We start from the raw sequence: 24,874 nt of genomic DNA, 5'->3' as shown, positions 1-24,874 counted from the left end.
GGGAGGGGAGGGGGACCCCCTCAGACCGCCGTGAACCGCACCGGCAGTTCCCGCAGCCCCCGCATGATCAGCCCGCCCCGCCAGCGCAGGTCGGCGGGATCGGCCGCGAGCTGGAGGTCGGGCAGGCGGCGCAGCAGGGTCGCGAGGGCGGTGCGGCCCTCCAGGCGGGCCAGGGGTGCGCCGAGGCAGTAGTGGATGCCGTGGCCGTAGCCGAGGTGGGGATTGTCGGCGCGGGAGAGGTCGAGCGTGTCCGGCTCGGTGAAGCGGGCGGGGTCGCGGTCGGCGGCGGCGAGGACGACCAGCACGGGGTCGCCGGTGGCGATGCGCTGCCCGCCGATGGTGAGGGGTTCGGTGGCGAAGCGCCACGTGGCCAGCTCCACGGGGCCGTCGTAGCGGAGCAGCTCCTCGATGCCGGTGTCGAGCAGCTCCGACTCGCCGCGCTCGACGGACTCCTGGAGGCGGGCGCGCTGCTCGGGGTGGCGCAGGAGCGCGTACATGCCGTTGCCGATGAGGTTGATCGTGGTCTCGAAACCGGCGAACAGCAGCACGAAGCACATCGCGGCGGCCTCGTTCTCGGTGAGGTGCTCGCCGTGGTCGGAGGCGCGGATGAGGCCGGAGATGAGGTCGTCGCCGAGGTCGCCGCGCTTGCGGTGGATGAGGTCGGCGAGGTAGCCGCGGATCTTCTTGACCGAGCGGGCGACACCGCCGCGCGGGCCGCCCCCATGCCGGATCATCATGCCCGCCCAGTCACGGAAGTCGTCCTGGTCCTCGCGCGGGACGCCGAGCAGGTCGCAGATCGCGTAGATGGGGAGGGGGAAGGCGAACTCGTGGATGAGATCGGCCTCGCCGCGGGAGGCGAACCGGTCGATGAGGTCGTCCGTCAACTCCTGCACGCGGGGCGTGAATTCCGCCACCCGGCGCGGGGTGAACGCCTTGGACACGAGCCGGCGCAGCCGGGTGTGGTCCGGCGGGTCGATGTTGAGCAGATGCGTCATGAGGTTGGCGCTGCGCTCGCCCGGGATGCCGGTCTTGTGCTTGCCGTGCGCGTCCTCGGCGTGATGCTCGGGGTTCTTCGACAGCCGCTTGTCCGCGAGGGCCTGGCGCGCGTCGGCGTACCGGGTCACCAGCCATGCCTCGACGCCGCTGGGCAGCGTGGTCCGGTGGACCGGGGCGTGCTCGCGCAGCCAGGCGTAGGCGGGGTAGGGATCGCTGGCGAACTCCCAGGTGAAGAGTTCGGGGGCGGTGTTCGGGCCGTTCACGGAACGACCGTAACCGGAGCCGGTGCGTGCGCGCGCGGGCGCCGGGACGGGGAGGCGAATGAGCCCGCGGTATCCGGATAAAGGCGACTGGCGAGCAATTATGGGTGAGCGCTGTGATCTTCACGTGATCCGCGCGGGATTGACTTGTGACGGGCGATCGTCTGCCGATACGTTCACTCGTCAACACGGCGTCTCCGCTTCACTCGTGGCGCCGGGCACTGCTGTCGCACGAAAGGCTTCCGCATGATCTCCGGGAACGGTCGTCACCGTCGCCCTCGTCAGGCACCGGCTGTCCTCGTCGCGGCCGGAGTGACCGGCTCCGCCCTCGCCCTCCCGCTTCTGGGTGCGGCCAGCGCGAACGCGGCAGACGGCACCACGTGGGACCGGGTGGCCGAGTGCGAGAGCGGGGGTTCCTGGAGCGCCAGCACCGGCAACGGGTACTACGGCGGTCTGCAGATCTCCCAGGAGGACTGGGACAAGTACGGCGGTGGCCACTACGCCTCGAGCCCCGACGAGGCCAGCCGTTCACAGCAGATAGCCGTCGCCGAGAAGATGCTCGCCGACCAGGGGACGGGCCACTGGGCCACGTGCGCCCTGCTCGCCGGGCTCAGCAGCAAGTCGGGGTCGGTCCATGTCGACACCGGCGTCTCCGGGGGCGGTTCGTCCCATTCCGGCTCCGGCTCCTCGGGTGGGCACGGCTCGTCCGGTCTGATCGGCGCGTTGACGTCGGGCGGGTCTTCGTCCGGCTCCTCGTCCGAGGGCTCGTCGTCCGCGTCGTCCGCGTCCCCGTCGACGGATGCCGACGCGGGTGCCGGCGCCGAGAGCGGTTCCACCGGCTCCGGCGGCCCTGTCGAGACCGGGAAGTCCGCACCGGCCGGTTCCAGTGGCGCATGGAACGACGGCAGCTCGCACACGGCGAGCCCTGAAGCCGACGATTCGGACAACGAATGGCAGAGCGGTAGCTCTTGGAGTCTGGTCGACACCGGGGCGATCGGTGGCGGCGGTCGCCATCGGGGCGACAGTGCGGACGAAAATGGGGCGAACCGGGCGAGTGGTGACTCCGCCGACTCCTCCGCGCGGCACGCCTACACCGTCCAGGCGGGCGACACTCTCGCCTCCATCGCCGACTCCCTTGACGTGGACGGCGGATGGCGGGCGCTGTACGGCGCCAACAAGAAGGCCGTCGGTTCCGACCCGAACCGGATCGCCGCCGGTCAGACCCTCCACATCGGTGGCGAAAAGGGTGCGAAGTAGCGGGAGTTGGCGCCCCGCTTCGTCGCCAAATGTCCCGTTTGGCGAAAGTGTGGGATGACTCTCAGAAGCCCTGATCGTCTTTGGAATTCCGCGGATCGCGTGCCTACGGTCAAGTCCGCTCGTCACCACGAGCCCCGGCTGCCGCTACGCCGAGTCCTGCCAGCGGCCGTACGGGAACAGTCGACGCGTCAAGCGCCGTAGGCAGGAGCGGGGGACCCAAGGTAAGTGCCGGAACCGGCAGTTGATGCCGCGACCGGCTTGGGGTGAAGCCATGTCCCGCGAGGGACGTGGCCGGGCAACTCAACCGGCCCGAACCCGACAGCTCACCTCGCAGGCGTCGGTGAGGGGATCGATCCATGCTGTTTTCCAGCAAGGGCACGCACCGCCGTCCGTCCAAGGCCACCCGCGCTCTCGCGCTCGCCGGTGTCGCCGGCGCCGCTGTCGCCGCCCCGCTGATGGCGTCCGGCAACGCCTCCGCCGCCACCGCCTCCCAGTGGGACGCCGTCGCCCAGTGCGAGGCCGGCGGCAACTGGTCCATCAACACCGGCAACGGCTTCTACGGCGGTCTGCAGTTCTCCGCCTCCACCTGGGCCGCGTACGGCGGCACGCAGTACGCCGCCACCGCCGACAAGGCCACCAAGGCCCAGCAGATCGAGATCGGCGAGAAGGTCCTCGCCGCCCAGGGCAAGGGCGCCTGGCCGAACTGCGGCACGGGTCTGACCAGCACCCCGTACAGCGGTGGCACCGCCTCCTCCTCCTCCTCCGGCAGCACGAGCACCGGCAGCACGGACACCACCGCCACCGCCCACGCCAGTGAGCCGCAGGCGGCCACCCGCTCCACCGACCGCCCGGCCGCGAGCAAGACCGTCACCACCCCGACCGGCAAGAAGGTCAAGAAGGGCGACGGCGAGTACAAGGTCGTCAAGGGCGACACCCTCGGCTCGATCGCCGAGAAGCACAAGGTCGAGGGCGGCTGGAAGAAGCTGTTCGAGCTGAACAAGGACATCATCGAGGACGCGAACCTCATCTACCCGGGCCAGCAGCTGCACCTGAAGTAAGGAGCAGGCGGCCCCTCAGACTCCCCGCCCCGGCGCGTTTTCCCCCGTACGCGCCGGGGCGGGGGCTTTCCGGGCTTCTTTCAGCCCCCCCTTTGTTCCGCCCAGAAACAATATGTACGGTCGCCGTCGTGTCCATGGGGCGGTCGGTCGGCCGACCGGGACCCCCGGGCGGTTAGGCTCTAGTCGCAAGGCACAGCCAGGGCCGACACGGCCCATGTGCCCCGCACTTTCAGCGTCACATCCAAGAAGGAGATGCTCGTGCCGTCCATCGACGTCGTCGTAGCCCGGGAAATCCTGGACTCCCGAGGCAACCCCACGGTCGAGGTCGAGGTCGGCCTCGACGACGGCAGCACGGGTCGTGCCGCCGTTCCGTCCGGCGCCTCCACCGGCGCCTTCGAGGCCATCGAGCTCCGCGACGGTGACCCCAACCGCTACCAGGGCAAGGGCGTCGAGAAGGCCGTCCTCGCCGTGATCGAGCAGATCGGCCCGGAGCTCGTCGGCTACGACGCCACCGAGCAGCGCCTGATCGACCAGGCGATGTTCGACCTGGACGCCACCGACAACAAGGGCTCGCTCGGCGCCAACGCCATCCTGGGCGTCTCCCTCGCCGTCGCGCACGCCGCCTCCGAGGCCAGCGACCTCCCGCTGTTCCGCTACCTGGGCGGCCCGAACGCGCACCTCCTGCCGGTGCCGATGATGAACATCCTGAACGGCGGCTCGCACGCCGACTCCAACGTGGACATCCAGGAGTTCATGATCGCCCCGATCGGCGCGGAGTCCTTCTCCGAGGCCCTGCGCTGGGGCGCCGAGGTCTACCACACGCTGAAGAAGGTCCTGAAGACCAAGGGTCTGTCCACCGGCCTCGGTGACGAGGGCGGCTTCGCCCCGAACCTCGGCTCCAACCGCGAGGCCCTCGACCTCATCCTCGAGGCCATCAAGCAGGCCGGGTACGTCCCCGGTGAGCAGATCGCCCTCGCGCTCGACGTGGCCGCCTCCGAGTTCTACAAGGACGGCAAGTACCTCTTCGAGGGCAAGGAGCGCTCCGCCGCCGAGATGACGGAGTACTACGAGCAGCTCGTCGCGGACTACCCGCTCGTCTCCATCGAGGACCCGCTGTTCGAGGACGACTGGGCCGGCTGGAACGTCATCACCGAGAAGCTGGGCGACAAGGTCCAGATCGTCGGCGACGACCTCTTCGTCACCAACCCCGAGCGCCTGGCCCGCGGCATCGAGGAGGGCTCCGCCAACGCGCTGCTCGTCAAGGTCAACCAGATCGGCTCGCTGACCGAGACCCTGGACGCCGTCGAGCTGGCCCAGCGCAACGGCTTCAAGTGCATGATGTCCCACCGCTCCGGCGAGACCGAGGACGTCACCATCGCCGACCTGGCCGTCGCGGTGAACTGCGGCCAGATCAAGACCGGCGCCCCGGCCCGCTCGGACCGCGTCGCCAAGTACAACCAGCTGCTGCGCATCGAGGAGATCCTCGACGACGCCGCGGTGTACGCCGGCCGCAGCGCCTTCCCGCGCTTCAAGGGCTGAGCCTTCCCGCACGGCCGCTGATCCAGCGGCTGACCAAACCAGGCGTAAGGCTTCGCCAGTCGTACGTACGTCCCCGTACCGGTCCCGTACCGTGTGCGGGGACGTACGCGCGTGACACGGGAGGCGGGGAACATGGGCGTGAAGGACCGGGACCGGTTCTCCACCGCGACCAGGCTGCGGCTGCTCGGTGAGCAGACGGCGGCCCGCGTCTACCGCTCCCAGACCAAGCGCCAGGCCCGCCGCTCCCGGCTCACCGGCCGTGCGGCGCTGCTGGCGCTCGTCCTGTGCTCGCTGATCGTCGCCCTGGCCTATCCGATGCGGCAGTATGTGTCGCAGCGGGCCGAGATCGCAGACCTCCAGCGGCAGCGGCAGCAGGCCCAGGAGCGGGTCGAGCAGCTGCGCGACCTCAAGGCGCGGTGGCAGGACGACGCGTACGCGGAGCAGCAGATCCGGCAGCGGCTGCACTATGTGATGCCCGGCGAGACCGGTTACGTCGTGATCGACCCGAGCACGGCCAGGAAGGCGCGCACCGACCTGGGAGCCACCGACCGCCCCTGGTACGCCAACGTCTGGGACGGGGTCGACAAGTCCGACGCCTCCGACCAGTGACACCGACAGACCCAGAGAAAGACAGCCTGAAGACAGTCATGGAAACGCCTCCGCCGCCCACTCCGCGCACCGAGCCCACCGACGCGGACGTCGAGGCCTTCAAGCAGCAGCTCGGCCGTCCGCCGCGCGGGCTGCGGGCGATCGCGCACCGGTGCCCGTGCGGGCAGCCGGACGTCGTGGAGACGGCCCCGCGGCTGCCCGACGGCACGCCCTTCCCGACGCTGTACTACCTGACGTGCCCGAAGGCCAACTCGGCCATCGGCACGCTGGAGGCCGGGGGCGTCATGAAGGAGATGACGGAACGGCTGCAGAACGACCCCGAGCTGGCCGCCGCCTACCGCGCCGCGCACGAGGACTACATCCGGCGCCGCGACGAGATCGAGGAGCTGAAGGGCTTCCCGAGCGCCGGCGGCATGCCGGACCGGGTGAAGTGCCTGCACGTGCTCGTCGCCCACTCGCTGGCCGCGGGCCCGGGGGTGAACCCCCTCGGTGACGAGGCCCTCGCGATGCTGCCGGAGTGGTGGCGCAAGGGCGCCTGCGTGACGCTCGCTTCGGACGACGCCTGCACCGACACCACCACCACCGCCGCTGAGGAGGACGCCCAGTGACCCGTGTCGCCGCCATCGACTGCGGTACGAACTCGATCCGGCTGCTGGTCGCCGACGTGGAGCCGGAGACCGGCGAGCTCGTCGAGCTGGACCGGCGGATGACCATTGTGCGGCTCGGACAGGGCGTCGACCGCACCGGACGGCTCGCCCCCGAGGCGCTGGAGCGGACCTTCGCGGCCTGCCGTGAGTACGCGCAGGTCATCAAGGAACTCGGCGCCGAGCGGCTCCGTTTCGCGGCCACCTCCGCCTCCCGGGACGCCGAGAACCGCGACGACTTCGTGCGGGGCGTGCTCGACATCCTCGGCGTCGAGCCCGAGGTCATCACCGGCGACCGGGAGGCCGAGTTCTCCTTCACCGGCGCCACCAAGGAGTTGGCGGGCAGGGACGACCTGACCAAGCCCTACCTGGTGGTGGACATCGGCGGCGGCTCGACCGAGTTCGTCGTCGGCGACGACCATGTGCGCGCCGCGCGCTCCGTCGACGTCGGCTGTGTGCGGATGACCGAGCGGCACCTGGTGCACGAGGGCGTCGTCTCCGATCCGCCCACCGAGGAGCAGATCGCCGCGATAAGGGCCGACATCGAGGCCGCCCTGGACCTCGCCGAGGAGACCGTGCCGCTGCGCGAGGCGCACACGCTGGTGGGCCTCGCCGGGTCGGTCACCACGGTCTCCGCGATCGCGCAGGAGCTGCCCGAGTACGACTCCACCCGCATCCACCACTCCCGGATCTCCCACGACCGCGTCCGCGAGATCACCGAGTGGCTGCTGCACTCCACGCACGCCGAGCGGGCGGCCGTCCCGTCCATGCACGCCGGCCGCGTCGACGTCATCGGCGCGGGCGCCCTCGTCCTGCTCGCCATCATGGAGCGGATCGGCGCCGAGGAGGTCGTCGTGAGCGAGCACGACATCCTCGACGGCATCGCCTGGTCGGTGGCCTGAACAGGCAGCCGAACAGGGCCTCGACCCTTGAACCGTCGGCCGGCGGCGAACCCGATTCGCCGCCGGCCGACGGCTTTCAGAGCGCCGCTGGTGACACCTCGTCGGAAACCTTCGTGAAGTTCTTCACAAGGAATTCGGCCGCGTTGGGCGATCGGAGCCGCCGATTGACCCATAGGGGGGCTCAATGGCCTTGAGGGGGTGCTCAGGAGAGCGTTTCGGGGGTGCTTCGGGAGGGTGTCGACGAGGGTCCGTCAGGGGGCCCTGCGGGAGGCCCGATCCGATGGATGGGCAGCTCAGGGGCCATTGGCAATGGCGTATTCGACGTGTTGGTTCCCTGTCGTCGGCATGATCTGGGTCACGTGAGCCGCGGAGTTTAACACAGGGTGTACCCATGCTTGTGAAGGGGCGCACGAGCGACCCCTCAGGACCGGGTGGATACTCGATGGCATGAGCACCACGGAGCGTCCCAGGATCCTCGTAGTAGGCGGTGGGTACGTAGGCCTGTACGCGGCTCGGCGCATCCTCAAGAAGATGCGCTACGGCGAGGCGACCGTCACGGTCGTCGACCCGCGGTCGTACATGACCTACCAGCCCTTCCTCCCCGAAGCCGCCGCCGGCAACATCTCCCCTCGCCATGTCGTCGTCCCGCTGCGACGCGTGCTGCCGAAGGCGGAGGTCCTCACCGGCCGGGTCACCACCATCGACCAGGACCGCAAGGTCGCCACCATCGCCCCGCTGGTCGGCGAGGCGTACGAGCTGCCCTTCGACTACCTGGTCGTCGCGCTGGGCGCCGTCTCCCGCACCTTCCCGATCCCCGGCCTCGCCGAACAGGGCATCGGCATGAAGGGCATCGAGGAGTCCATCGGCCTGCGCAACCACGTCCTCGAGCAGCTCGACAAGGCCGACTCGACGACCGACGAGGACATCCGCCGCAAGGCCCTCACGTTCGTCTTCGTCGGCGGTGGCTTCGCGGGTGCGGAGACCATCGGTGAGGTCGAGGACATGGCGCGCGATGCGGCCAAGTACTACAAGAACGTGTCCCGCGACGACATGCGCTTCATCCTCGTCGACGCCGCGGACAAGATCCTCCCCGAAGTCGGCCCCAAGCTCGGCCAGTACGGCAAGGAGCACCTGGAGAGCCGCGGGGTCGAGATCTACCTCTCCACCTCCATGGACTCCTGCGTCGACGGCCACGTCGTGCTCAAGAACGGCCTCGAGGTCGACTCCGACACGATCGTGTGGACGGCGGGCGTCAAGCCCAACCCGGCGCTGTCCCGCTTCGGTCTGCCGCTCGGCCCGCGCGGTCACGTCGACTGCGAGCCCACGCTCCAGGTCCGCGACAGCGACTACATCTGGGCCGCGGGCGACAACGCCCAGGTGCCCGACCTCGTCGGCCGCAAGGCGGGCAACGAGAACGCCTGGTGCCCGCCGAACGCGCAGCACGCGCTCCGTCAGGCCAAGGTGCTCGGCGACAACGTCATCGCCGGCATGCGGGGCTTCCCGCAGAAGGAGTACGAGCACGCCAACAAGGGTGCGGTGGCCGGTCTCGGGCTGCACAAGGGCGTCGCGATGATCGTCCTGGGCAAGACGAAGATCAAGGTCAAGGGCCGGCTGGCCTGGTACATGCACCGTGGCTACCACGGTCTGGCCATGCCGACCTGGAACCGCAAGATCCGCATCTTCGCCGACTGGACGCTCAGCATGTTCCTCAAGCGCGAGGTCGTGTCGCTGGGCGCCATGGAGAACCCGCGCGAGGAGTTCTACGAGGCCGCCAAGCCGACGCCGGTCGCCGCCGCGCCCGCCGCCGACAAGGCCGGGGCCAAGGCCAAGGCCTCCTGACCTCAGGTCACTTGCACAGCCCGAAGGGGCCGCCCGCCATCCGTGGTGCGGGCGGCCCCTTCGGCGTGTTTCGGGGGGACGGCTCGGTATGTGCCGTATCCGATGTACGGCGGGGCGTACGGCGGGGAATGACCTGGGCAGGCACGATCGTTTACCGAATGACCGGATCCTGTGGGCCGATTCCTTTCATGGAGGTGTGCGCCATGGCCGAAGACGCGTCGCGGCTGACGAGTCTTGCCGAGCAGTTGCTGGGGGTCCCGCTCCCGGTGCGCGTCCGCGCCTGGGACGGTTCGGAGGCGGGTCCGCCGGGCGCCCCGGCCCTGGTCCTCCGCAACCGGCGAGCCCTGCGCCGCCTGCTGTTCAAGCCGGGCGAACTGGGCCTGGTCCGCGCCTGGGTCTCCGGTGACCTGGGCATCGACGGCGACCTCTACACCGCCCTCGACCTGATGGCGGGGCTGGTGTGGGAGCGCGGGGAGGACACCGGCCGTACTCCCCTGAGGGTGCTGCGCGACCCCGCGGCGCGCGCGGCCGTCCGCGAGCTGCTCACGCTGGCCGGGCCCCCGATCCCGCCCGCCCCGCCGCGCGAGGAGGTCCGCAGGAGCCGCCATCTGCACACGCGGCGCAGCGACAAGCGCGCCATCAGCCACCACTACGACGTCGGCAACGACTTCTACGCACTCGTCCTCGGCCCGTCCATGGTGTACTCCTGCGCCTACTGGGAGGACGCCGGGACGCTGGAGTCCGCCCAGCGCGACAAGCTCGAACTCGTCTGCCGCAAGCTCGGACTGACCCCCGGTCAGCGCCTCCTCGACGTCGGCTGCGGCTGGGGTTCCATGGCCATCCACGCGGCCCGGGAGCACGGTGTGCACGTCGTCGGCGTCACCCTGTCCCAGGAGCAGGCGGCGTACGCCCGCAAGCGCGTCGCCGACGAGGGGCTCACCGACCGGGTGGAGATCCGCGTACAGGACTACCGGGACGTGTCCGACGGCCCGTACGACGCGATCTCCTCCATCGGAATGGCCGAACACGTCGGCGCCGAACGGTACCTGGAGTACGCGACCGATCTGTACGCCCTGCTGAAGCCCGGCGGACGGCTCCTCAACCACCAGATCGCCCGCCGCCCGCAGCGCGACGAAACGGCGTACCACGTGGACGAGTTCATCGACTCCTACGTCTTCCCCGACGGCGAGCTCGCCCCGCTCGGCACCACCGTGACCCAGCTGGAGCGCGCCGGGTTCGAGGTCCGCGACGTGGAGTCGATCCGCGAGCACTACGCCCGCACGCTGCGCCGCTGGGTCACCCGCCTGGAGGCCGACTGGGACCGCGCGGTACGGCTCGCCGGACCCGGCCGCGCCCGCGTCTGGCGCCTGTACATGGCGGCCTCCGCGCTCGCCTTCGAGCACAACCGCATCGGCGTCAACCAGGTGCTCGCGGTGCGGACGCCCGAGTCGGGCGACTCCGGCCTGCCGCTGCGCGCCCGCACCTGGAACTGAAGCCGCAAGAGGCCCCGTTCCCGTGGCGGGAACGGGGCCTCCGGCCTCCGCACGACGGCTGCTCGTCGTGCCGTACGTGCGCTGCGGCTACTCGGACTTGATCGCCGCCAGCATGTTCAGGCGTGCTGCCCGCCGGGCCGGCCACAGGGCGGCCAGGACGCCGACCGCGCCCGCCAGCAGCAGGAAGAGTGCCATCCGGTCCCACGGCAGGACCAGCTCGTACGTCGGCATCTTCGTGCCGAGCAGCTCGCCGGCCGCCCAGCCGAAGAACACGCCCAGGCCGATGCCCAGCACGCCGCCGAAGAGGGAGATGACCAGGGACTCCAGGCGCACCATCCGCTTGACGGCCCGGCGCTCCAGGCCGATCGCGCGCAGCATGCCGATCTCCTGCGAGCGTTCGAAGACCGACATGGCCAGGGTGTTGATGACGCCGAGGACCGCGACGACCACCGCCATCGCGAGCAGGCCGTAGACCATGTTCAGGATCAGCGTGAACATCTGCGCGATGGAATCGGACAGGTCCTTCTTGTCCTGGACCTTGATCGCCGGGTTGGAGCCGAGGGCCTTCTCCAGCCGGTCCTTGTTCGCGCCCGAGACACCGCCGGCCGTCTTGACCATGACCCGCATGTCGGCCGGGACCGACTGGTGCGGGGCCAGGGTCGCGTCGTCGAGCATGATCCCCTTGAGCATCTGGTTGCCGCGGTAGACCCCGGCGACCGTCAACTGCTGCGCCCTGCCGTCCTCGTAGTGGACGGTGAAGTCAGAACCGGGCTTCCAGTGACGGGACTTGGCGGTGTCGTCGTCGACGACGACCTTGGTGCCGCCCACCTCGAAGGAGCCGGCGGCGACCGTCAGGTCGGTGAGGCTGCCGATCGCCCGGCCGTCGACGCCGGTCAGGTACTCGGGCCGGCCGTCGATCCGGGCGGGCGCGTTGCGCAGCGGGCTGGTCGCGGTGACGCCGTCGGTGGCGGCGAGCAACCTGTCGACGTCCGGGGAGAGCGGGCGGCCGTTCGCCATCGACACCACGTAGTCCGCGCGGATCGACGCGCTCGCCATCCTGTCGATCGACGTCTGCAGGCTGCCCGCCATCACCGTCATGCCGGTGATCAGGGTCAGGCCGATCATCAGCGCCGAGGCCGTGGCGGCCGTACGGCGCGGGTTGCGGACGGCGTTCTGGCGGGCCAGCTTGCCCGAGACGCCGAACACGCGCAGCAGCGGGGCGACGGCCGCGATCAGCGGGCGGGACAGCAGCGGCGTCAGGATGAACACGCCGATGATCAGCAGGACGGCGCCGAGGCCCATCGGGGCCTGGCCGTCGGAGCCGTCCATCCTGGTGGCCGCCAGGATCACGGCGACACCGGCGGCCGAGAACAGGGCGCCGAGCGTGTTGCGCAGCACCAGTGACTTGGCGGTGGCCTGGGCGTGCAGGCTGCTCATCGCCGCGACCGGCGGGATCTTCGCGGCCCGGCGGCCCGGCAGCCATGCCGCCAGCATGGTGATGACGACGCCGACCGCGAGGGCGGCCGCCACCGTGGACGGCGCGACGATCAGCGGTCCGTCGGGCACGCTCGCGCCGAGCGAGCCCATCAGCGAGCGCAGCCCGGCGCCGATGCCTACGCCGGCGGCCAGGCCGGTCACACCGGCGACCGAGCCGACCACGAACGCCTCGACGAGCACCGAGCGGGTGACCTGCCACCGGGAGGCGCCGACGGCCCGCAGCAGGGCCAGCTCTCTGGTGCGCTGGGCGACCAGCATGGTGAAGGTGTTGGCGATGATGAACGTGCCGACGAAGAGGGCGATGCCGGCGAAGACCAGCAGGGCCTGGCGCAGGCCGCTCATGCCGTCGGCGATCTGCTCGGCCTGGTCGTCGGCGAGCTTGCGGCCCGTGGTGGTCTTCACCTGCTGGGCCGGCAGCGCCTTGTCCAGCGCCGCCTTCAGCGCGTCCTGGCCGGTGCCCGGCTTCGCCGTCACGTCGATCTCGTCGTACGTGCCCTGCTTGCCGAACATCCGCTGGGCGGTCGCCGTGTCGAACAGGGCGAGGCTGCCGCCCGCGGCCACGTTGCCGTCGTCCGTGGTGAAGATGCCGGTGACCGTCGGCGTCAGGACGGGGCCGTCGACGGAGACGCGCACGGTGTCGCCGACCTTGTATCCGGCGCGCTCGGCGGTCTTGGCGTCGATGGCGACCTGGTGTGCGCCGTGCGGGGCCGTGCCGTCCTTCAGCGGGTACCGGGGGTCGTCGGCGCCCCAGTAGTTCCCGCCCCGGGACTGCCAGCCGCCGCCGATCAGTCGGCCGTGCTTGTCGGCGATGGCGGTGAAGCCGTCGACCACACCGATCGCGGAGGCGGCCCCGGGGGCCTTCGCGCTCGCGTCGAGCTGAGCGCGGGTCAGTGCGGCGGGCCTGCCGACGGTGTTGCCCCCGCTCTCCCGGGACTTGGGGGTCACGGCGACGTCGACCCGGTCGAAGCCCTTGGCGGAGCTCTTGCGGTAGGCGTCGGAGATGGTGTCGGTGAAGACCAGGGTCCCCGACACGAACGCGACGCCGAGCATCACGGCGAGCACGGTCATGAGGAGCCGGGCCTTGTGCGCGAGTACGTTGCGCAAGGCAGTGCGGAACATGGGTTTTCTCAGTCCAGAGCTACGAGTCGAAGGGGGAGTCAGCCGGTGTTCGAAGGGACGGGGCGTCAGCTGGTGCGGCCCTTGGCGTCGAACTGCTTCATGCGGTCGAGTACGGACTCGGCCGTCGGCTCCTGCACTTCGTCGACGATCCGTCCGTCCGCCAGGAACACCACGCGGTCCGCGTAGGCCGCGGCCACCGGGTCGTGGGTCACCATCACGACCGTCTGCCCCAGCTCTCGCACGGAGTTGCGCAGGAAACCGAGCACCTCGGCGCCGGAGCGCGAGTCGAGGTTGCCGGTCGGCTCGTCGCCGAAGACGATGTCGGGCCTGGAGGCCAGGGCGCGGGCGACGGCCACGCGCTGCTGCTGGCCGCCGGAGAGCTGCGAGGGCCGGTGGCTCAGCCGGTCCGACAGGCCCACCATCCCGATCACCTTCTCCAGCCACTCCCTGTCGGGCTTGCGGCCGGCGATGTCCATGGGGAGGGTGATGTTCTCCAGGGCCGTCAGGGTCGGCAGCAGGTTGAAGGCCTGGAAGATGAACCCGACCTTGTCCCGGCGCAGCCTGGTCAGCTGCTTGTCCTTCAGCGAGCCCAGCTCGGTCCCGCCGATCCGCACGGACCCGGAGGAGAAGGTGTCGAGGCCCGCCACACAGTGCATCAGGGTGGACTTGCCTGAGCCGGACGGCCCCATGATCGCGGTGAACTCGGCCTGCCGGAAGTCCACCGAGACCCGGTCGAGGGCGACCACCTGGGTCTCACCCTGTCCGTAGATCTTGGACAGCTCCGTGGCGCGCGCGGCCACGGCGGTGGCTTTGTCGGCGAGGGGGGTGGTGGTCACGGGAAGGGTGCTCCTGTCGGACGACGGCGTCGGGGGACTTGTCCATCCTCGCAACCGCCCGCTGCCGCGGCGTCAACCGCTGTTCCGGTTCCGGGGGCCGACTGCGGGCTGACCGTACGGCGCCGTCTCCTACCTGGGTATGACGGCCGACCCGGAGGCCGCCGCGGGGTGCCGGGGCGGGACCGGCCGCCGAGAACAGGGGGAGCCCCCTTCTTCGGGCGGTGAAATTCCGTCATTCCGCGTACGCGGGCGCCCTCCGCACGCAACGCTACTGGCAAGTGCGGATGGCCCATACCATGGGCTGATGCTCCCTCAGACGTCAATAAAATAAGACAACATCGGTCCGCTCGGCGGCTGTTCGAGGGATGCATCCCGATAGGCTCGGAGCCTCTGACAGCGGAGCCCATGGCCTGCCCGGGTGGTGGAATGCAGACACGGCGAGCTTAAACCTCGCTGCCCCTCGCGGGCGTACCGGTTCAAGTCCGGTTCCGGGCACCTTCTCGCGCCAGATTCCCCCGTTCGCCCTCCCTTGTCTCCTCCTTCACCTCTGAGCCCTGTGGTTCGGGCCATGGCCGGGAATCAGGCGTCCGCGTAGCGTGTTGCGCAGCAAGGTCAGGGAAAGATCCTCCCGAGGCACGAGGGTCGATCCTTTGCCAGTCCATTACTCTGGAGCCAAGGCCGCGCACGGCGGCCATGGAGGAGCGACATGAGGAGCAGCAACCCGGTCTTCTCGCGACGGGGGTTCAGCCGCGACAACGGCTACGCGGGCTTCGGCACCGCGCCGCAGGCCGGGTACGCACAGGGCAACCCGTACGCGCAGAACCCGTACGCGACCAACCCCTACGCCCAGCAGGACCAGCAGTACGGCGCGCCGCCGCAGGCCCCGGCCGGCACCGGCCGGATGACGATGGACGACGTCGTCGTCCGCTCGGCCACCACGCTCGGTGTCGTCGTCCTCGGCGCGGTCCTCGCCTGGGCGCTGCTTCCGGTGTCGCCCGGCAGCTACGGCCTGGCGGTCGGCGCCGCCCTGGTCGCGCTGGTCCTGGCCGTCATCCAGAGCTTCAAGCGCACCCCGTCGCCCGCGCTGATCCTGGGCTACGCCGCGTTCGAGGGCATCTTCCTCGGCGTCATCAGCGAGATGTACAACTCCGCGTGGAACGGAGCCCCCTTCCAGGCGGTGCTCGGCACCATGGCGGTCACGGCCGCGACCCTGCTCGTCTACAAGGCGGGCTGGATCCGCGTCACCGCGCGCTACGCCCGCGTCGGCATGGCCATCGCCCTGGCCTTCGTGCTCGTCATGGCGGTCAACCTGCTGCTCGTCGTGTTCGGCGTCGCCGAGGGCGGCGGTCTGCGCAGCATGGGTCCGCTCGGCGCGATCGTGGGCATCATCGCGATCCTGATCGGTGCGTTCTTCCTGACGCTCGACTTCAAGCAGATCGAGGACGGCATCGCCTACGGCGCCCCGCGCGACGAGGCCTGGCTCGCGGCGTTCGGCCTCACCATGACGCTGGTGTGGATCTACGTCGAGATGCTGCGGCTGGTGGCGATCTTCAGCAACAACGACTAGCCGTTCGGCGGCAGTCGAAGGAGGGGCCCCGGGTCGTCGACCCGGGGCCCTTCGCCGTCACGGTGGTGCGCGCGGCTAGCGCAGTTTGCGCGCGGCCCTCCTCAGGTCGTACTCGTGGACGATCGCCTTGGCATGGCCGTACGCGAGGTCGTACTCGTGGCGGAGCCAGCTGACCTTCTCCTCGAAGCGGAAGAGGGCGGGGCCTTCCTCGACGGTGCGCAGCCAGTCGGAGATCTCACGACCGGTGCAGTGGGGGATGCGGGCGAGCAGATTGCGATGGGTCTCCTCGGAGAAGACTTGGGACATCGGCGCCTCCGGACGCGTTCGATGAAGCCGGTCCTTCACGTCACCGTGCCTCAGCGTTGGCGTGTTGGCAACAGTGCTGGTGCGCCGCGTACCCTCACGGCGTGGTTGATACGACGCCCTTGGCCCGAGCAGTGGATCACTTCGCCGACCGGTTGCGGGCGGCGCCGCAGAGCCGGCTGCAACGAGGTGCCGCGGCCGAGGCCCTGCGGCTGGCCAGGGAACTGTCCCTGCGCGCCCAGCGGATCGAGGACCCCGGCGGGGAGCCGCGGGAGATGCCCGACGCGGGCATGTTCGCGGCGGCCGATCAGATCACCGTCGCCGGACACGACTTGGCGGTCGTGCTGACGACCGACGCCGAAGTCGAGGAAGCGGTGCGGTTGGTGGAGGAGGCACGGAAGCGCGCGGGGGTGTGAACGCGCGCTCCGGAGTGTCGTGGCCCGCGCCCCTTGCCCGCGCCCCTCAACGGGACGCGATGACGCTCAGAGGGACGCGATGACGCGGTCGGCCAGGATGTAGACGCTCTCCTCGCCGCACGCGAACGTCAGCGTGTACGCGCCGGAGACGCCCGAGCCGCCCATCAGGTAGGGGCTCTCCCCCGTGCGCAGGGCCGCGGCCAGGCGCTCCGCGGTCTCGCGGTGCCCCGGCGTCATGCACAGGGTCGTACCGTCGGCGAAGACATAGACGTCGAGGGTGCCGAGCGGGCCCGGGCGGACGTCGGTCAGTTCGACGCGCTCGTGGGCCAGCTGCTCCAGGGTGGAGACCATGCGCTCGTGGTCGTTCACGACCGGCGACTGCACGGGTACGAAGTCCGGGTGCGAGGGGTGACGGCGCCGGGCCGCGGCCAGCTCCGCCGACTCGGTGGACCCGCCGCCCTGGGGAAGGTCCTTGGGGGAGAGGTCGTCGGCGTCCGGGGCCGGCTCGGTCACCGGCTCCAGCGGTTCGAGGCCCGCGAAGTCGGCCTGCCGGGGCAGGAAGAGCTCGCTGTCGGGCAGGCCCAGCAGCGAGGGGGCGTCGGTGTCCCGCGCCTCCTGGGCGGCCCAGAACGCGCGTGCCTCGGCGAGCTCCCGCTCCCGTTCCTCGGCGAGCGCCTCGGCCACGGCCGCGCGTATCTCCTCGGTGTCGGCCGCGGAGCGGGCGGCGGGCAGCAGCGCGCGCGTGGCGGCGTGGCTCGCGGCGCTCTCGGCGAGCTGGGCGTGCAGGGCCGCGACCTGGCGGCGCAGCACCAGAACAGTGCGCAGGACGGCGACGCCCACGGCACCCGTGGCGAGCGTGGTGAGCAGCAGGGCGATGGGCATGACGCTCACGTACGAACTCCCTGGTTCAAAGTCGACCCCCGACTTCCTACATCAGCTTGAAGGGCGGACTAACCAGCTGTCAGTGCGTAACGTCACGAAACGGACAGAGAGCTGACTCCGAGGAGCGCCCCTCTGCTCTTCTGACCTGCGTCGATACCCCCACGGGGGAGATAGGTCACATCCTGGGTGAGATTGGATCACAAATCGGCCCGGTGTTCGGGAAATCCCGAACACCGGGCCGAAGCGTCACGGTGGGTCCCGCGACGGTCACCGTACGGCGACCGCCGTGCGGTGTGGGGCGCGCGGTCTCAGCTGAGGCGCTCGATGACCATCGCCATGCCCTGGCCGCCGCCGACGCACATCGTCTCCAGACCGAACTGCTTGTCGTGGAACTGGAGCGAGTTGATGAGCGTGCCGGTGATGCGGGCGCCGGTCATGCCGAAGGGGTGGCCGACGGCGATGGCGCCGCCGTTGACGTTCAGCTTGTCGAGGTCGATGCCGAGGTCGCGGTAGGAGGGGATCACCTGGGCGGCGAACGCCTCGTTGATCTCGACCAGGTCGATGTCGTCGATGCTCAGCCCGGCACGGCGCAGTGCCTGCTGGGAGGCCTCGACCGGGCCGAGGCCCATGATCTCGGGGGACAGACCGGAGACGCCGGTCGACACGATGCGGGCGAGCGGGGTGAGGCCGAGCTCGCGGGCCTTGGTGTCGGACATGACGACGACCGCGGCGGCGCCGTCGTTCAGCGGGCAGCAGTTACCGGCGGTGACGAGTCCGTCCGGGCGGAAGACCGGCTTGAGGCCGGAGACGCCCTCCAGGGTGACGCCCGCGCGCGGGCCGTCGTCCTTGCTGACGACCGTGCCGTCGGGGAGGGTCACCGGGGTGATCTCGCGCTCCCAGAAGCCGTTCTTGATGGCTTCCTCGGCGAGGTTCTGCGAGCGGACGCCGAACTCGTCCATGTCCTGCCGGGTGACGCCCTTCCAGCGGGCCAGGTTCTCGGCGGTCTGGCCCATCGCGATGTAGGCGTCCGGCACGAGGCCGTCCTCGCGCGGGTCGTGCCAGGTCGTGCCCTCCTGCTCCGCGACGGCGGCGGTGCGGGCCTCGGCCTCGGCGAAGAAGGGGTTGCGCGTGTCCGGGAGGCTGTCGGAGTTGCCCTTGACGAACCGGGAGACCGTCTCGACACCGGCCGAGATGAACACGTCGCCCTCGCCGGCCTTGATGGCGTGCAGGGCCATGCGGCTCGTCTGGAGCGACGAGGAGCAGTAGCGGGTGATCGTGCAGCCCGGCAGGTGGTCCATGCCCATCTGCACGGCGACGATCCGGCCGAGGTTGTTGCCCTGCTCGCCGCCGGGCAGGCCGCAGCCGAGCATCAGGTCGTCGATGTCCCTGGGGTCCAGCTCGGGGACCTTGGCGAGCGCCGCCTGGATGATCGTGGCGGTGAGGTCGTCCGGGCGCAGGTCCTTGAGGGAGCCCTTGAAGGCGCGGCCTATGGGGGAGCGGGCGGTCGAGACGATGACGGCTTCGGGCATCACGGCTCCATGGCATACATGCGAAGTGGGCAGGGCTGGTTGGGAAGTTACCTCCACGTATGGTCCGGGTCACTGCTGTCGCGGTGTGACCCTGACCGCAATTTTCTAAGCGCTTGCTTTGTCGTTGAGGGTTGCTACGACGTCTGCCGTGGTGCCGTTAGGAGTGCTGCGTGGACGGCGCCGACGTCGGCTCCGTCTCGCTCACCCTGCGCCGCCTGCGCCGCTTCAGCAGGGCCCACGGTCCCCGCGGTCCGGTCGGCATCGCCGCGGTGACCTCCGTGCCCGCCTCGGAGGCGGCCTCGGCCGCCGCCCGGGCCACCGGCAGGAAGCCCTCGCGCCGCGAGGCGTCGGGGCGCTCCTCCTCCGCCGGCCACAGGCCCAGGGCGGCACAGACGGTCGGCAGGACCGCCATCGCCGCCGTGGCGTAGCCCTCGGCGGAGGGGTGGTAGTTGTCTGGGCCGAACAGCTCGCGCGGGTTCGCCGCGAACTCGGGGCCCAGCAGATCGCCGAGCGACACCGTGCGGCCGCCCTGCTCCACCACCCCGATCGTCTGGGCCGCGGCCAGCTGCCGGGAGGCCCGGCGGGCCAGCCAGCGCAGCGGCTGCTGGACCGGCTCGATCGTGCCCAGGTCGGGACACGTGCCGACGACGACCTCGGCGCCGGCCGTGCGCAGCCGGCGCACCGCCGACGACAGGTGCCGTACCGAGCGCGTCGGCGGCATGCGATGCGTCACGTCGTTGGCGCCGATCATGATCACGCAGACGTCCGGTACGGGGTGGGGCGCGGCGAGCACCAGGGCCACCTGGCGGTCCAGGTCGTCGGACTGCGCCCCGGGGAGGGCGACGTTGCGGAGGGACACCGGGTGTTCGGCCACCGCCGCGAGGCCCGCCGCCAGCAGTGCGCCCGGCGTCTGGCCCGCGCGGTGCACACCCTGGCCGGCGGCCGTGGAGTCGCCGAGCAGCGTCAGCAGCAGGGGCGATTCACCGTGGGTTTCGTACTCGTCGCCGTACAGTCCGTCCGCCGACGGGACGCGGCCGCTTGTGCCGTTGCCCACGTGACGCCTGGCCAGGTGCATCTCCGCCAGCAGCAGCCCGGCGGCCGCCGCGCCGACCAGCCCGACCCCGCCGCCGCCGTACGCCGCACCGGCCGCGATCCGCCGGGCCACTCTCGCCCTCGACATGCTCGTCATACGTCGCCGCCACCTCCTCGTAGCCGTACATCCACTCCTTGCCCCGTACAGCCCGTCGCCCAATCTCGACGAGGAGTGAAGCGGCGTCTTCCACGTGGTCCGTGGCCTTAGGCTGGCTGAACCAGTAGGACCACTCTTTTTTGCAAGCAACCGGAGACAACGGTGCAATTCCACGACTCGATGATCAGCCTCGTCGGCAACACCCCGCTGGTGAGGCTCAACAACGTGACCAAGGGCATCCAGGCCACCGTCCTGGCCAAGGTGGAGTACTTCAACCCGGGCGGTTCCGTGAAGGACCGCATCGCCCTGCGCATGATCGAGGCCGCCGAGGAGAGCGGAGAGCTCAAGCCGGGTGGCACCATCGTCGAGCCGACCAGCGGAAACACCGGTGTGGGCCTTGCGATCGTGGCCCAGCAGAAGGGCTACAAGTGCATCTTCGTGTGCCCCGACAAGGTGAGCACCGACAAGATCAACGTGCTGCGGGCCTACGGCGCCGAGGTCGTCGTGTGCCCGACCGCCGTGGCGCCTGAGCACCCGGACTCGTACTACAACGTCTCCGACCGCCTGGTGCGCGAGACGCCCGGCGCCTGGAAGCCGGACCAGTACTCCAACCCCAACAACCCTCTCTCGCACTATCACTCGACCGGCCCCGAGCTGTGGGAGCAGACGGAGGGGAAGCTCACCCACTTCGTGGCGGGCGTGGGCACCGGCGGCACCATCTCCGGCACCGGCCGCTACCTGAAGGAAGCCAGCGACGGCCAGGTCAAGGTCATCGGCGCCGATCCCGAGGGCTCGGTCTACTCGGGCGGTTCCGGCCGGCCGTACCTCGTCGAGGGCGTCGGTGAGGACTTCTGGCCGACGGCGTACGACGGCTCGCTCGTCGACGAGATCATCGCCGTGTCCGACAAGGACGCCTTCCAGATGACGCGCCGTCTCGCCAAGGAGGAGGGCCTCCTGGTCGGCGGCTCCTGCGGCATGGCCGTCGTCGCCGCGCTGCGCGCCGCGGAGCGGCTCGGCCCGGACGACGTCGTGGTGGTGCTGCTGCCCGACAGCGGCCGCGGCTACCTGACCAAGATCTTCAACGACGAGTGGATGGCCGACTACGGCTTCCTGGAGGGCGAGGGCACCAGCGCCCGCGTCGGCGAGGTCCTCTCCGACAAGGAGGGCGGCTCCATCCCGTCCCTCGTCCACATGCACCCCGACGAGACCGTCGGCCAGGCGATCGAGGTGCTGCGCGAGTACGGCGTCTCGCAGATGCCGGTCGTGAAGCCCGGCGCCGGCCACCCCGACGTGATGGCCGCCGAGGTCGTCGGCTCGGTCGTGGAGCGCGAGCTCCTCGACGCCCTGTTCAGCAAGCGGGCCTCGCTGGAGGACCCGCTGGAGAAGCACATGGGCGCCCCGCTGCCGCAGGTCGGCTCCGGCGAGGCGGTCGCGGACCTGATGTCCGTGCTGGGCGAGGCGGACGCGGCGATCGTCCTGGTCGAGGGCAAGCCCAAGGGCGTCGTCAGCCGCCAGGACCTGCTGGCCTTCCTCGCCAAGGGCAGCAAGTAGCAGGGCAGCGCGGCGCAACCGGTAACCGCCCGCGCCGGCAGGGGACTTGCGGTCCCGCTGCCGGCGCGGGCGGTTCGCGTTCGGGCCGGGGCGCGGACTTCGCGCAAGTGGTACGCGGGTGTCACGTGCGCGCAGCACCCGCTTAACACGGGTCCGGCACCGTAGGGGGTGTCGGCAGGGCGGCGAGGTACCTCTCAGACTTGAGCGCTGGGGGGAGGCACCCGCCCCGGCCGGCACCAGCGGCGTCAAGGACCTCCGGAGCGGCTCCCGGAACTCCACGGACGCCCTGGACGCGAAGGCCCGGCCCTGACCCCGGCCCGCGTCCCGCGGGGACCGCCGTCGTCCCGCACCCCCGGCAACGGGGGTGTGGCGGTCCCCGCGGTTTTTTTGCGCCTGAACCGGCGCCGCTCTCGAGGAGACGGTTGCTCGGACAGCCCCTTTCCCACCGCACCGCGCCGCACGCATGCCGCTTGCCCGGCTGTATAACGTCATGCAGAGTTCTTGCAGAGTGAATAACTCGCCGAGAGGATCGACTCGCCCAGGGGATCGAGCGGAACCGAGAGGAGCTGGGGGCCCATGCTGTCCCGCACCGTGGCCACACCGGATGCGGCGCACGCCGGTCTGGTGATCCTCGACGGAGTCGGCTTCGGCGTCGAGGACGTTGTACGGCTCGCCGACGGGGTCGCGCGGCCGGTCCCCGGCACCGACGCGATGCGACGGGCCGAGGACTCCTGGAACGCCGCCCGGCGGATCGCGGCCACCGGACGGGTCTACGGCCGCTCGACCGGCGTCGGCGCCAACCGCAGCGAGGACGTGCCCACCGAGGCCGCCGCCGGACACGGCCTGCGCCTGCTGCGCAGCCACTCCGGCGCCATCGGCCGCGAGCTCCCGGCCCGGCAGGTGCGCGCGACGCTCGCCGTCCGCGCCAACCAGCTGCTCGCCGGGGGCGCCGGCCTGCGGCCCAGCGTGATCACCGCCCTGTGCGACGCGCTGGAGACGGGCGCGTATCCCGTCGTCAACGAGTTCGGCTCCGTCGGCACCGGCGACATCGCGGCCCTGGCCCAGGTGGGCCTCGCCCTCGCGGGCGAGCACCCCTGGCGGGGCGCCGGCGCCCCCGAGCCCCAGCCCCTCGACAACAACGACGCCCTCGCCCTGATCAGCAGCAACGCCCTCACCCTCGGGCAGTCCGCGCTCGCCCTGCACGAGCTGCGCGGGCTCATCGGCGCCACCCAGGTGGTCGCCGCGCTGTCCCTGCTGGCCGTCGACGGCTCGCACGAGGCGTACGCGGCCCCCGTGCACGCCGCCCGCCCGCACCGCGGAAGCACCGAAGTGGCCCGACGCATGCGGGAGTTGATCGGGGCCGCGGACCGGCCGACGCCACCGCTGGGCCGGCTCCAGGACCCGTACGGCTTCCGCTGTCTGCCCCAGATACACGGTCCCGCGCACGACGCGGCCGACGCGCTGGACACGGTCCTCACGGTGGAGATCAACGCGGCGGCCGAGAACCCCCTCATCTCCTCCGAAGACCTGGCCGCCTACCACCACGGCGGCTTCTACCAGGCCCAACTCGCCCTCGCCCTGGACCACTTCCGGCTGTCGGTGATGCAGGTGGCCCGGCTGTCGACCTCCCGTCTGTCCACCCTCAACGAGCCCGCCTACACCCGCCTGCGCCCCTTCCTCGCCGACCACGAGCCCGCCTCCTCCGGCGTGATGATCCTGGAGTACGCCGCCGCAGCCGCCCTCGGCGACCTGCGGGCCTTCGCCGCGCCCGCGTCGCTCGGCCACGCTGTACTCTCCCGGGGCGTCGAGGAGCAGGCCAGCTTCGCCTCGCTCGCGGCCCGGCAGACGCTGCGCGCGTGCGACGCGTTCCGTCTGGTGGTCGGCTGCGAACTCGTCGCCGCCGTACGGGCGTTGCGCCAGCGCGGCCTGCGGCCCGACCCGGAGCTGCCGGTCGGGCGGGCGCTGGCGCTCGCCGAGTCGGTGCTCGACGAGGACGCGGCCGACCGGCCGCTCACGGACGACGTGACGGCCGCGGCCGCGACGCTCGACCGGTTCACGGACATCTGGAGGGGGAGCACGCCATGAGCGTGACCGACAGCCCGGCCACCCGGCTGCAGGCGCTCTTCGAGGGGCACCGGCTCACGCCGACCCAGCGGCGCATCGCGCACAGCATGGTGCGGCGCGCCGCCGACGTGCCGTTCCTGTCCAGCGTGGAGCTGGCCGAACTGGCCGGCGTCAGCCAGCCCTCCGTGACCCGCTTCGCCGTCGCCCTGGGCTTCGACGGCTACCCGGCCCTGCGCAAGCACCTGCGCGAGGTCGTGCCCGCCGAACCGGCCGCGGACTCGACGTCGTACAACGAGTACCAGCAGGCCGTCGAGGCCGAGATCGAGAACCTGCGGCACCTGGCCGAGCTGCTGGCCGACCCGCGCCCGGTGCAGAAGGCCGGCCGCGTGCTGGCCGCCTCCCGCCCCCTGCCCGTGCTGGGCCTGCGGGCCGCGGCCGCCCAGGCGCACGGCTTCGCGTACTTCGCGGCCAAGGTCCACCCCGATGTCCGGCTGCTCAACGAGGGCGGCACGATGCTCCACGACCGCATCGACGCCGCCGTACGGGCGGGCGCCTCGGCGCTGCTGTGCTTCGCGCTGCCCCGGCATCCGCGCGAGGTCGTCGACTCCCTGGCGTACGCCAAGGAGGCCGGTCTGTCCGTGGTCACGGTCGCCGACTCGCCGTTCGCGCCCGTCGCCAAGGTGTCCGAGCTGCTGCTGCCCGCCGCCGTCGGCACGGGACTCGCCTTCGACACGGCGTGCGCGCCGATGCTGCTGGGACGCGTCCTGCTGGAGGCCATGTGCGACGACCTGCCGGACGCCCAGGTGCGCCTGGAGGAGTTCGACGCCGCGGCGGCGGCCCGGGGACTGTTCGTGGACTGACCGGTACGGCGGCGGCCCCGGGTGGAGCCGCCGCCGTACCGCGACGCCGGCAGACGTCAGACCTCCAGTTCCTCCTCGACCTTCTTCAGCTGGTGCCGGGCCATCGCCAGGTTGGCGCGGCTCGAGTCGAGGACCAGGTAGAGGAACAGGCCGTTGCCGCTGCGGCCCTTGAGCAGCCGGATCAGGTGGTACTGGTCGGAGAGCGTGATGAGGATGTCCTCGATCTCACCCTTCAGGCCGAGGTGTTCCATGGTGCGCATCTTCGCCCGGATCACGTCGGTGTTGCCGGCGGCGGCCACGTTGAGGTCGAAGCTCTTGCTGCCGCCCATCGTGCCCAGCGCCATGCCGGTGGTGTAGTCGACGAGCGCGACGCCGGTGGCGCCCTCGATGGAGGTGAGGGCCTCTTTCAGCGAGGTCTCGGTGTTGGCCATGGTGCTGCCCCTTTTCCTTCGTGTTCTTCGGTG

At 70.9% G+C, this 24,874-nt stretch carries 21 protein-coding genes, 1 tRNA gene and 1 riboswitch; of the genes, 14 read left to right on the top strand and 8 right to left on the bottom strand.

What is annotated here, in order from left to right:
- Positions 1–20: 20 nt before the first annotated feature.
- Positions 21–1,259: a cytochrome P450 gene (locus tag ABZ910_RS20755; protein WP_361366908.1), complete on the bottom strand. Its 1,239-nt coding sequence runs from the start codon at positions 1,257–1,259 to the stop codon at positions 21–23.
- A 243-nt stretch (positions 1,260–1,502) separates the two neighbouring features.
- On the opposite strand from ABZ910_RS20755, the gene ABZ910_RS20750 reads away from it, so the two are divergent.
- The 8 genes from ABZ910_RS20750 to ABZ910_RS20715 all read left to right on the top strand — a co-directional run bounded on the left by ABZ910_RS20750 (position 1,503) and on the right by ABZ910_RS20715 (position 10,597).
- Complete coding sequence (locus ABZ910_RS20750) at positions 1,503–2,513, top strand: transglycosylase family protein (RefSeq protein WP_361366906.1); 1,011 nt, start codon at positions 1,503–1,505, stop codon at positions 2,511–2,513.
- A gap of 183 nt (positions 2,514–2,696) precedes the next feature.
- A riboswitch (cyclic di-AMP (ydaO/yuaA leader) is annotated at positions 2,697–2,865 on the top strand.
- Between the two features lie 4 nt (positions 2,866–2,869).
- Positions 2,870–3,571: a transglycosylase family protein gene (locus ABZ910_RS20745; RefSeq protein ID WP_361366903.1), complete on the top strand. Its 702-nt coding sequence runs from the start codon at positions 2,870–2,872 to the stop codon at positions 3,569–3,571.
- Positions 3,572–3,823: 252 nt separating this feature from the next.
- Positions 3,824–5,110, top strand: a complete 1,287-nt coding sequence (gene eno / locus ABZ910_RS20740; protein WP_361366900.1) for a phosphopyruvate hydratase — start codon at positions 3,824–3,826, stop codon at positions 5,108–5,110.
- Between the two features lie 132 nt (positions 5,111–5,242).
- Positions 5,243–5,719, top strand: coding sequence for a septum formation initiator family protein (locus ABZ910_RS20735; protein ID WP_361366897.1), 477 nt, complete (start codon positions 5,243–5,245; stop codon positions 5,717–5,719).
- 38 nt (positions 5,720–5,757) lie between these two features.
- Entirely contained in the window at positions 5,758–6,327 is a 570-nt protein-coding gene (locus tag ABZ910_RS20730) for a DUF501 domain-containing protein (RefSeq protein WP_361366894.1), read from the top strand.
- Positions 6,324–7,265 (top strand): Ppx/GppA phosphatase family protein, encoded by a 942-nt coding sequence (locus ABZ910_RS20725; protein ID WP_361366891.1) that lies wholly within the window; start codon positions 6,324–6,326, stop codon positions 7,263–7,265. Before ABZ910_RS20730 ends, ABZ910_RS20725 begins: the two co-directional genes overlap by 4 nt.
- A gap of 447 nt (positions 7,266–7,712) precedes the next feature.
- A complete protein-coding gene (locus ABZ910_RS20720; RefSeq protein ID WP_361366889.1) occupies positions 7,713–9,104 on the top strand; it encodes an NAD(P)/FAD-dependent oxidoreductase in 1,392 nt (463 codons plus the stop codon).
- A gap of 203 nt (positions 9,105–9,307) precedes the next feature.
- Complete coding sequence (locus tag ABZ910_RS20715; RefSeq protein ID WP_361366886.1) at positions 9,308–10,597, top strand: cyclopropane-fatty-acyl-phospholipid synthase family protein; 1,290 nt, start codon at positions 9,308–9,310, stop codon at positions 10,595–10,597.
- A gap of 87 nt (positions 10,598–10,684) precedes the next feature.
- Here ABZ910_RS20715 and ABZ910_RS20710 read toward each other — a convergent pair whose 3' ends face one another.
- Both ABZ910_RS20710 and ABZ910_RS20705 read right to left on the bottom strand, forming a co-directional pair.
- Positions 10,685–13,213 (bottom strand): FtsX-like permease family protein, encoded by a 2,529-nt coding sequence (locus tag ABZ910_RS20710; protein WP_361366884.1) that lies wholly within the window; start codon positions 13,211–13,213, stop codon positions 10,685–10,687.
- Positions 13,214–13,278: 65 nt separating this feature from the next.
- Positions 13,279–14,049, bottom strand: coding sequence for an ABC transporter ATP-binding protein (locus tag ABZ910_RS20705; RefSeq protein ID WP_361366882.1), 771 nt, complete (start codon positions 14,047–14,049; stop codon positions 13,279–13,281).
- A 412-nt stretch (positions 14,050–14,461) separates the two neighbouring features.
- Between ABZ910_RS20705 and ABZ910_RS20700 the strand changes: the two genes are divergently transcribed.
- Positions 14,462–14,544: transfer RNA gene (locus ABZ910_RS20700), tRNA-Leu, on the top strand.
- A 211-nt stretch (positions 14,545–14,755) separates the two neighbouring features.
- Positions 14,756–15,616, top strand: a complete 861-nt coding sequence (locus ABZ910_RS20695) for a Bax inhibitor-1/YccA family protein (RefSeq protein ID WP_361366880.1) — start codon at positions 14,756–14,758, stop codon at positions 15,614–15,616.
- 75 nt (positions 15,617–15,691) lie between these two features.
- On the opposite strand, the gene ABZ910_RS20690 is transcribed toward ABZ910_RS20695, so the two are convergent.
- Positions 15,692–15,922, bottom strand: coding sequence for a DUF4287 domain-containing protein (locus ABZ910_RS20690; protein ID WP_361366877.1), 231 nt, complete (start codon positions 15,920–15,922; stop codon positions 15,692–15,694).
- Positions 15,923–16,023: 101 nt separating this feature from the next.
- Here ABZ910_RS20690 and ABZ910_RS20685 point away from each other — a divergent pair, with 101 nt between their 5' ends.
- On the top strand, positions 16,024–16,335 hold the full coding sequence (locus tag ABZ910_RS20685) for a hypothetical protein (RefSeq protein WP_361366874.1): 312 nt from the start codon (positions 16,024–16,026) through the stop codon (positions 16,333–16,335).
- A 66-nt stretch (positions 16,336–16,401) separates the two neighbouring features.
- Here ABZ910_RS20685 and ABZ910_RS20680 read toward each other — a convergent pair whose 3' ends face one another.
- The 3 genes from ABZ910_RS20680 to ABZ910_RS20670 all read right to left on the bottom strand — a co-directional run bounded on the left by ABZ910_RS20680 (position 16,402) and on the right by ABZ910_RS20670 (position 19,935).
- On the bottom strand, positions 16,402–17,217 hold the full coding sequence (locus ABZ910_RS20680) for a hypothetical protein (RefSeq protein ID WP_361367079.1): 816 nt from the start codon (positions 17,215–17,217) through the stop codon (positions 16,402–16,404).
- Between the two features lie 308 nt (positions 17,218–17,525).
- Positions 17,526–18,746, bottom strand: a complete 1,221-nt coding sequence (locus tag ABZ910_RS20675; protein ID WP_361366871.1) for an acetyl-CoA C-acetyltransferase — start codon at positions 18,744–18,746, stop codon at positions 17,526–17,528.
- Positions 18,747–18,903: 157 nt separating this feature from the next.
- Complete coding sequence (locus tag ABZ910_RS20670; protein ID WP_361366868.1) at positions 18,904–19,935, bottom strand: SGNH/GDSL hydrolase family protein; 1,032 nt, start codon at positions 19,933–19,935, stop codon at positions 18,904–18,906.
- Between the two features lie 162 nt (positions 19,936–20,097).
- Here ABZ910_RS20670 and ABZ910_RS20665 point away from each other — a divergent pair, with 162 nt between their 5' ends.
- The 3 genes from ABZ910_RS20665 to ABZ910_RS20655 all read left to right on the top strand — a co-directional run bounded on the left by ABZ910_RS20665 (position 20,098) and on the right by ABZ910_RS20655 (position 24,410).
- Positions 20,098–21,486 carry a cystathionine beta-synthase gene (locus tag ABZ910_RS20665; protein ID WP_361366865.1) on the top strand — a complete coding sequence of 463 codons (1,389 nt, stop codon included), beginning with the start codon at positions 20,098–20,100 and terminating at the stop codon, positions 21,484–21,486.
- Between the two features lie 576 nt (positions 21,487–22,062).
- Positions 22,063–23,571 (top strand): aromatic amino acid ammonia-lyase, encoded by a 1,509-nt coding sequence (locus tag ABZ910_RS20660; RefSeq protein WP_361366862.1) that lies wholly within the window; start codon positions 22,063–22,065, stop codon positions 23,569–23,571.
- Complete coding sequence (locus tag ABZ910_RS20655) at positions 23,568–24,410, top strand: MurR/RpiR family transcriptional regulator (RefSeq protein WP_361366860.1); 843 nt, start codon at positions 23,568–23,570, stop codon at positions 24,408–24,410. The genes ABZ910_RS20660 and ABZ910_RS20655 overlap by 4 nt, the downstream gene beginning before the upstream one ends.
- A 56-nt stretch (positions 24,411–24,466) precedes the next feature.
- On the opposite strand, the gene ABZ910_RS20650 is transcribed toward ABZ910_RS20655, so the two are convergent.
- Complete coding sequence (locus tag ABZ910_RS20650; protein ID WP_361366857.1) at positions 24,467–24,841, bottom strand: hypothetical protein; 375 nt, start codon at positions 24,839–24,841, stop codon at positions 24,467–24,469.
- Between the last annotated feature and the right edge of the window lie 33 nt (positions 24,842–24,874).

The organism is Streptomyces sp. NPDC046805 (genome assembly GCF_040645355.1).
In the GTDB taxonomy this organism is placed as follows: Bacteria; Actinomycetota; Actinomycetes; order Streptomycetales; family Streptomycetaceae; genus Streptomyces.
The sequence above is the reverse complement of the archived record's forward strand: the minus strand, read 5'-3'. Positions and strand labels throughout refer to the sequence as shown.

Coding starts and splice junctions, on each gene's coding strand:
- ABZ910_RS20690 (WP_361366877.1), bottom strand. CDS start 15,922: ATGTCCCAAGTCTTCTCCGAGGAGACCCATCGCAATCTGCTCGCCCGC.
- ABZ910_RS20710 (WP_361366884.1), bottom strand. CDS start 13,213: ATGTTCCGCACTGCCTTGCGCAACGTACTCGCGCACAAGGCCCGGCTC.
- ABZ910_RS20715 (WP_361366886.1), top strand. CDS start 9,308: ATGGCCGAAGACGCGTCGCGGCTGACGAGTCTTGCCGAGCAGTTGCTG.
- ABZ910_RS20655 (WP_361366860.1), top strand. CDS start 23,568: ATGAGCGTGACCGACAGCCCGGCCACCCGGCTGCAGGCGCTCTTCGAG.
- ABZ910_RS20675 (WP_361366871.1), bottom strand. CDS start 18,746: ATGCCCGAAGCCGTCATCGTCTCGACCGCCCGCTCCCCCATAGGCCGC.
- ABZ910_RS20745 (WP_361366903.1), top strand. CDS start 2,870: ATGCTGTTTTCCAGCAAGGGCACGCACCGCCGTCCGTCCAAGGCCACC.
- ABZ910_RS20695 (WP_361366880.1), top strand. CDS start 14,756: ATGAGGAGCAGCAACCCGGTCTTCTCGCGACGGGGGTTCAGCCGCGAC.
- ABZ910_RS20750 (WP_361366906.1), top strand. CDS start 1,503: ATGATCTCCGGGAACGGTCGTCACCGTCGCCCTCGTCAGGCACCGGCT.
- ABZ910_RS20735 (WP_361366897.1), top strand. CDS start 5,243: ATGGGCGTGAAGGACCGGGACCGGTTCTCCACCGCGACCAGGCTGCGG.
- ABZ910_RS20680 (WP_361367079.1), bottom strand. CDS start 17,217: ATGCCCATCGCCCTGCTGCTCACCACGCTCGCCACGGGTGCCGTGGGC.
- ABZ910_RS20650 (WP_361366857.1), bottom strand. CDS start 24,841: ATGGCCAACACCGAGACCTCGCTGAAAGAGGCCCTCACCTCCATCGAG.
- ABZ910_RS20720 (WP_361366889.1), top strand. CDS start 7,713: ATGAGCACCACGGAGCGTCCCAGGATCCTCGTAGTAGGCGGTGGGTAC.
- ABZ910_RS20670 (WP_361366868.1), bottom strand. CDS start 19,935: ATGACGAGCATGTCGAGGGCGAGAGTGGCCCGGCGGATCGCGGCCGGT.
- ABZ910_RS20660 (WP_361366862.1), top strand. CDS start 22,063: ATGCTGTCCCGCACCGTGGCCACACCGGATGCGGCGCACGCCGGTCTG.
- ABZ910_RS20730 (WP_361366894.1), top strand. CDS start 5,758: ATGGAAACGCCTCCGCCGCCCACTCCGCGCACCGAGCCCACCGACGCG.
- eno (WP_361366900.1), top strand. CDS start 3,824: ATGCTCGTGCCGTCCATCGACGTCGTCGTAGCCCGGGAAATCCTGGAC.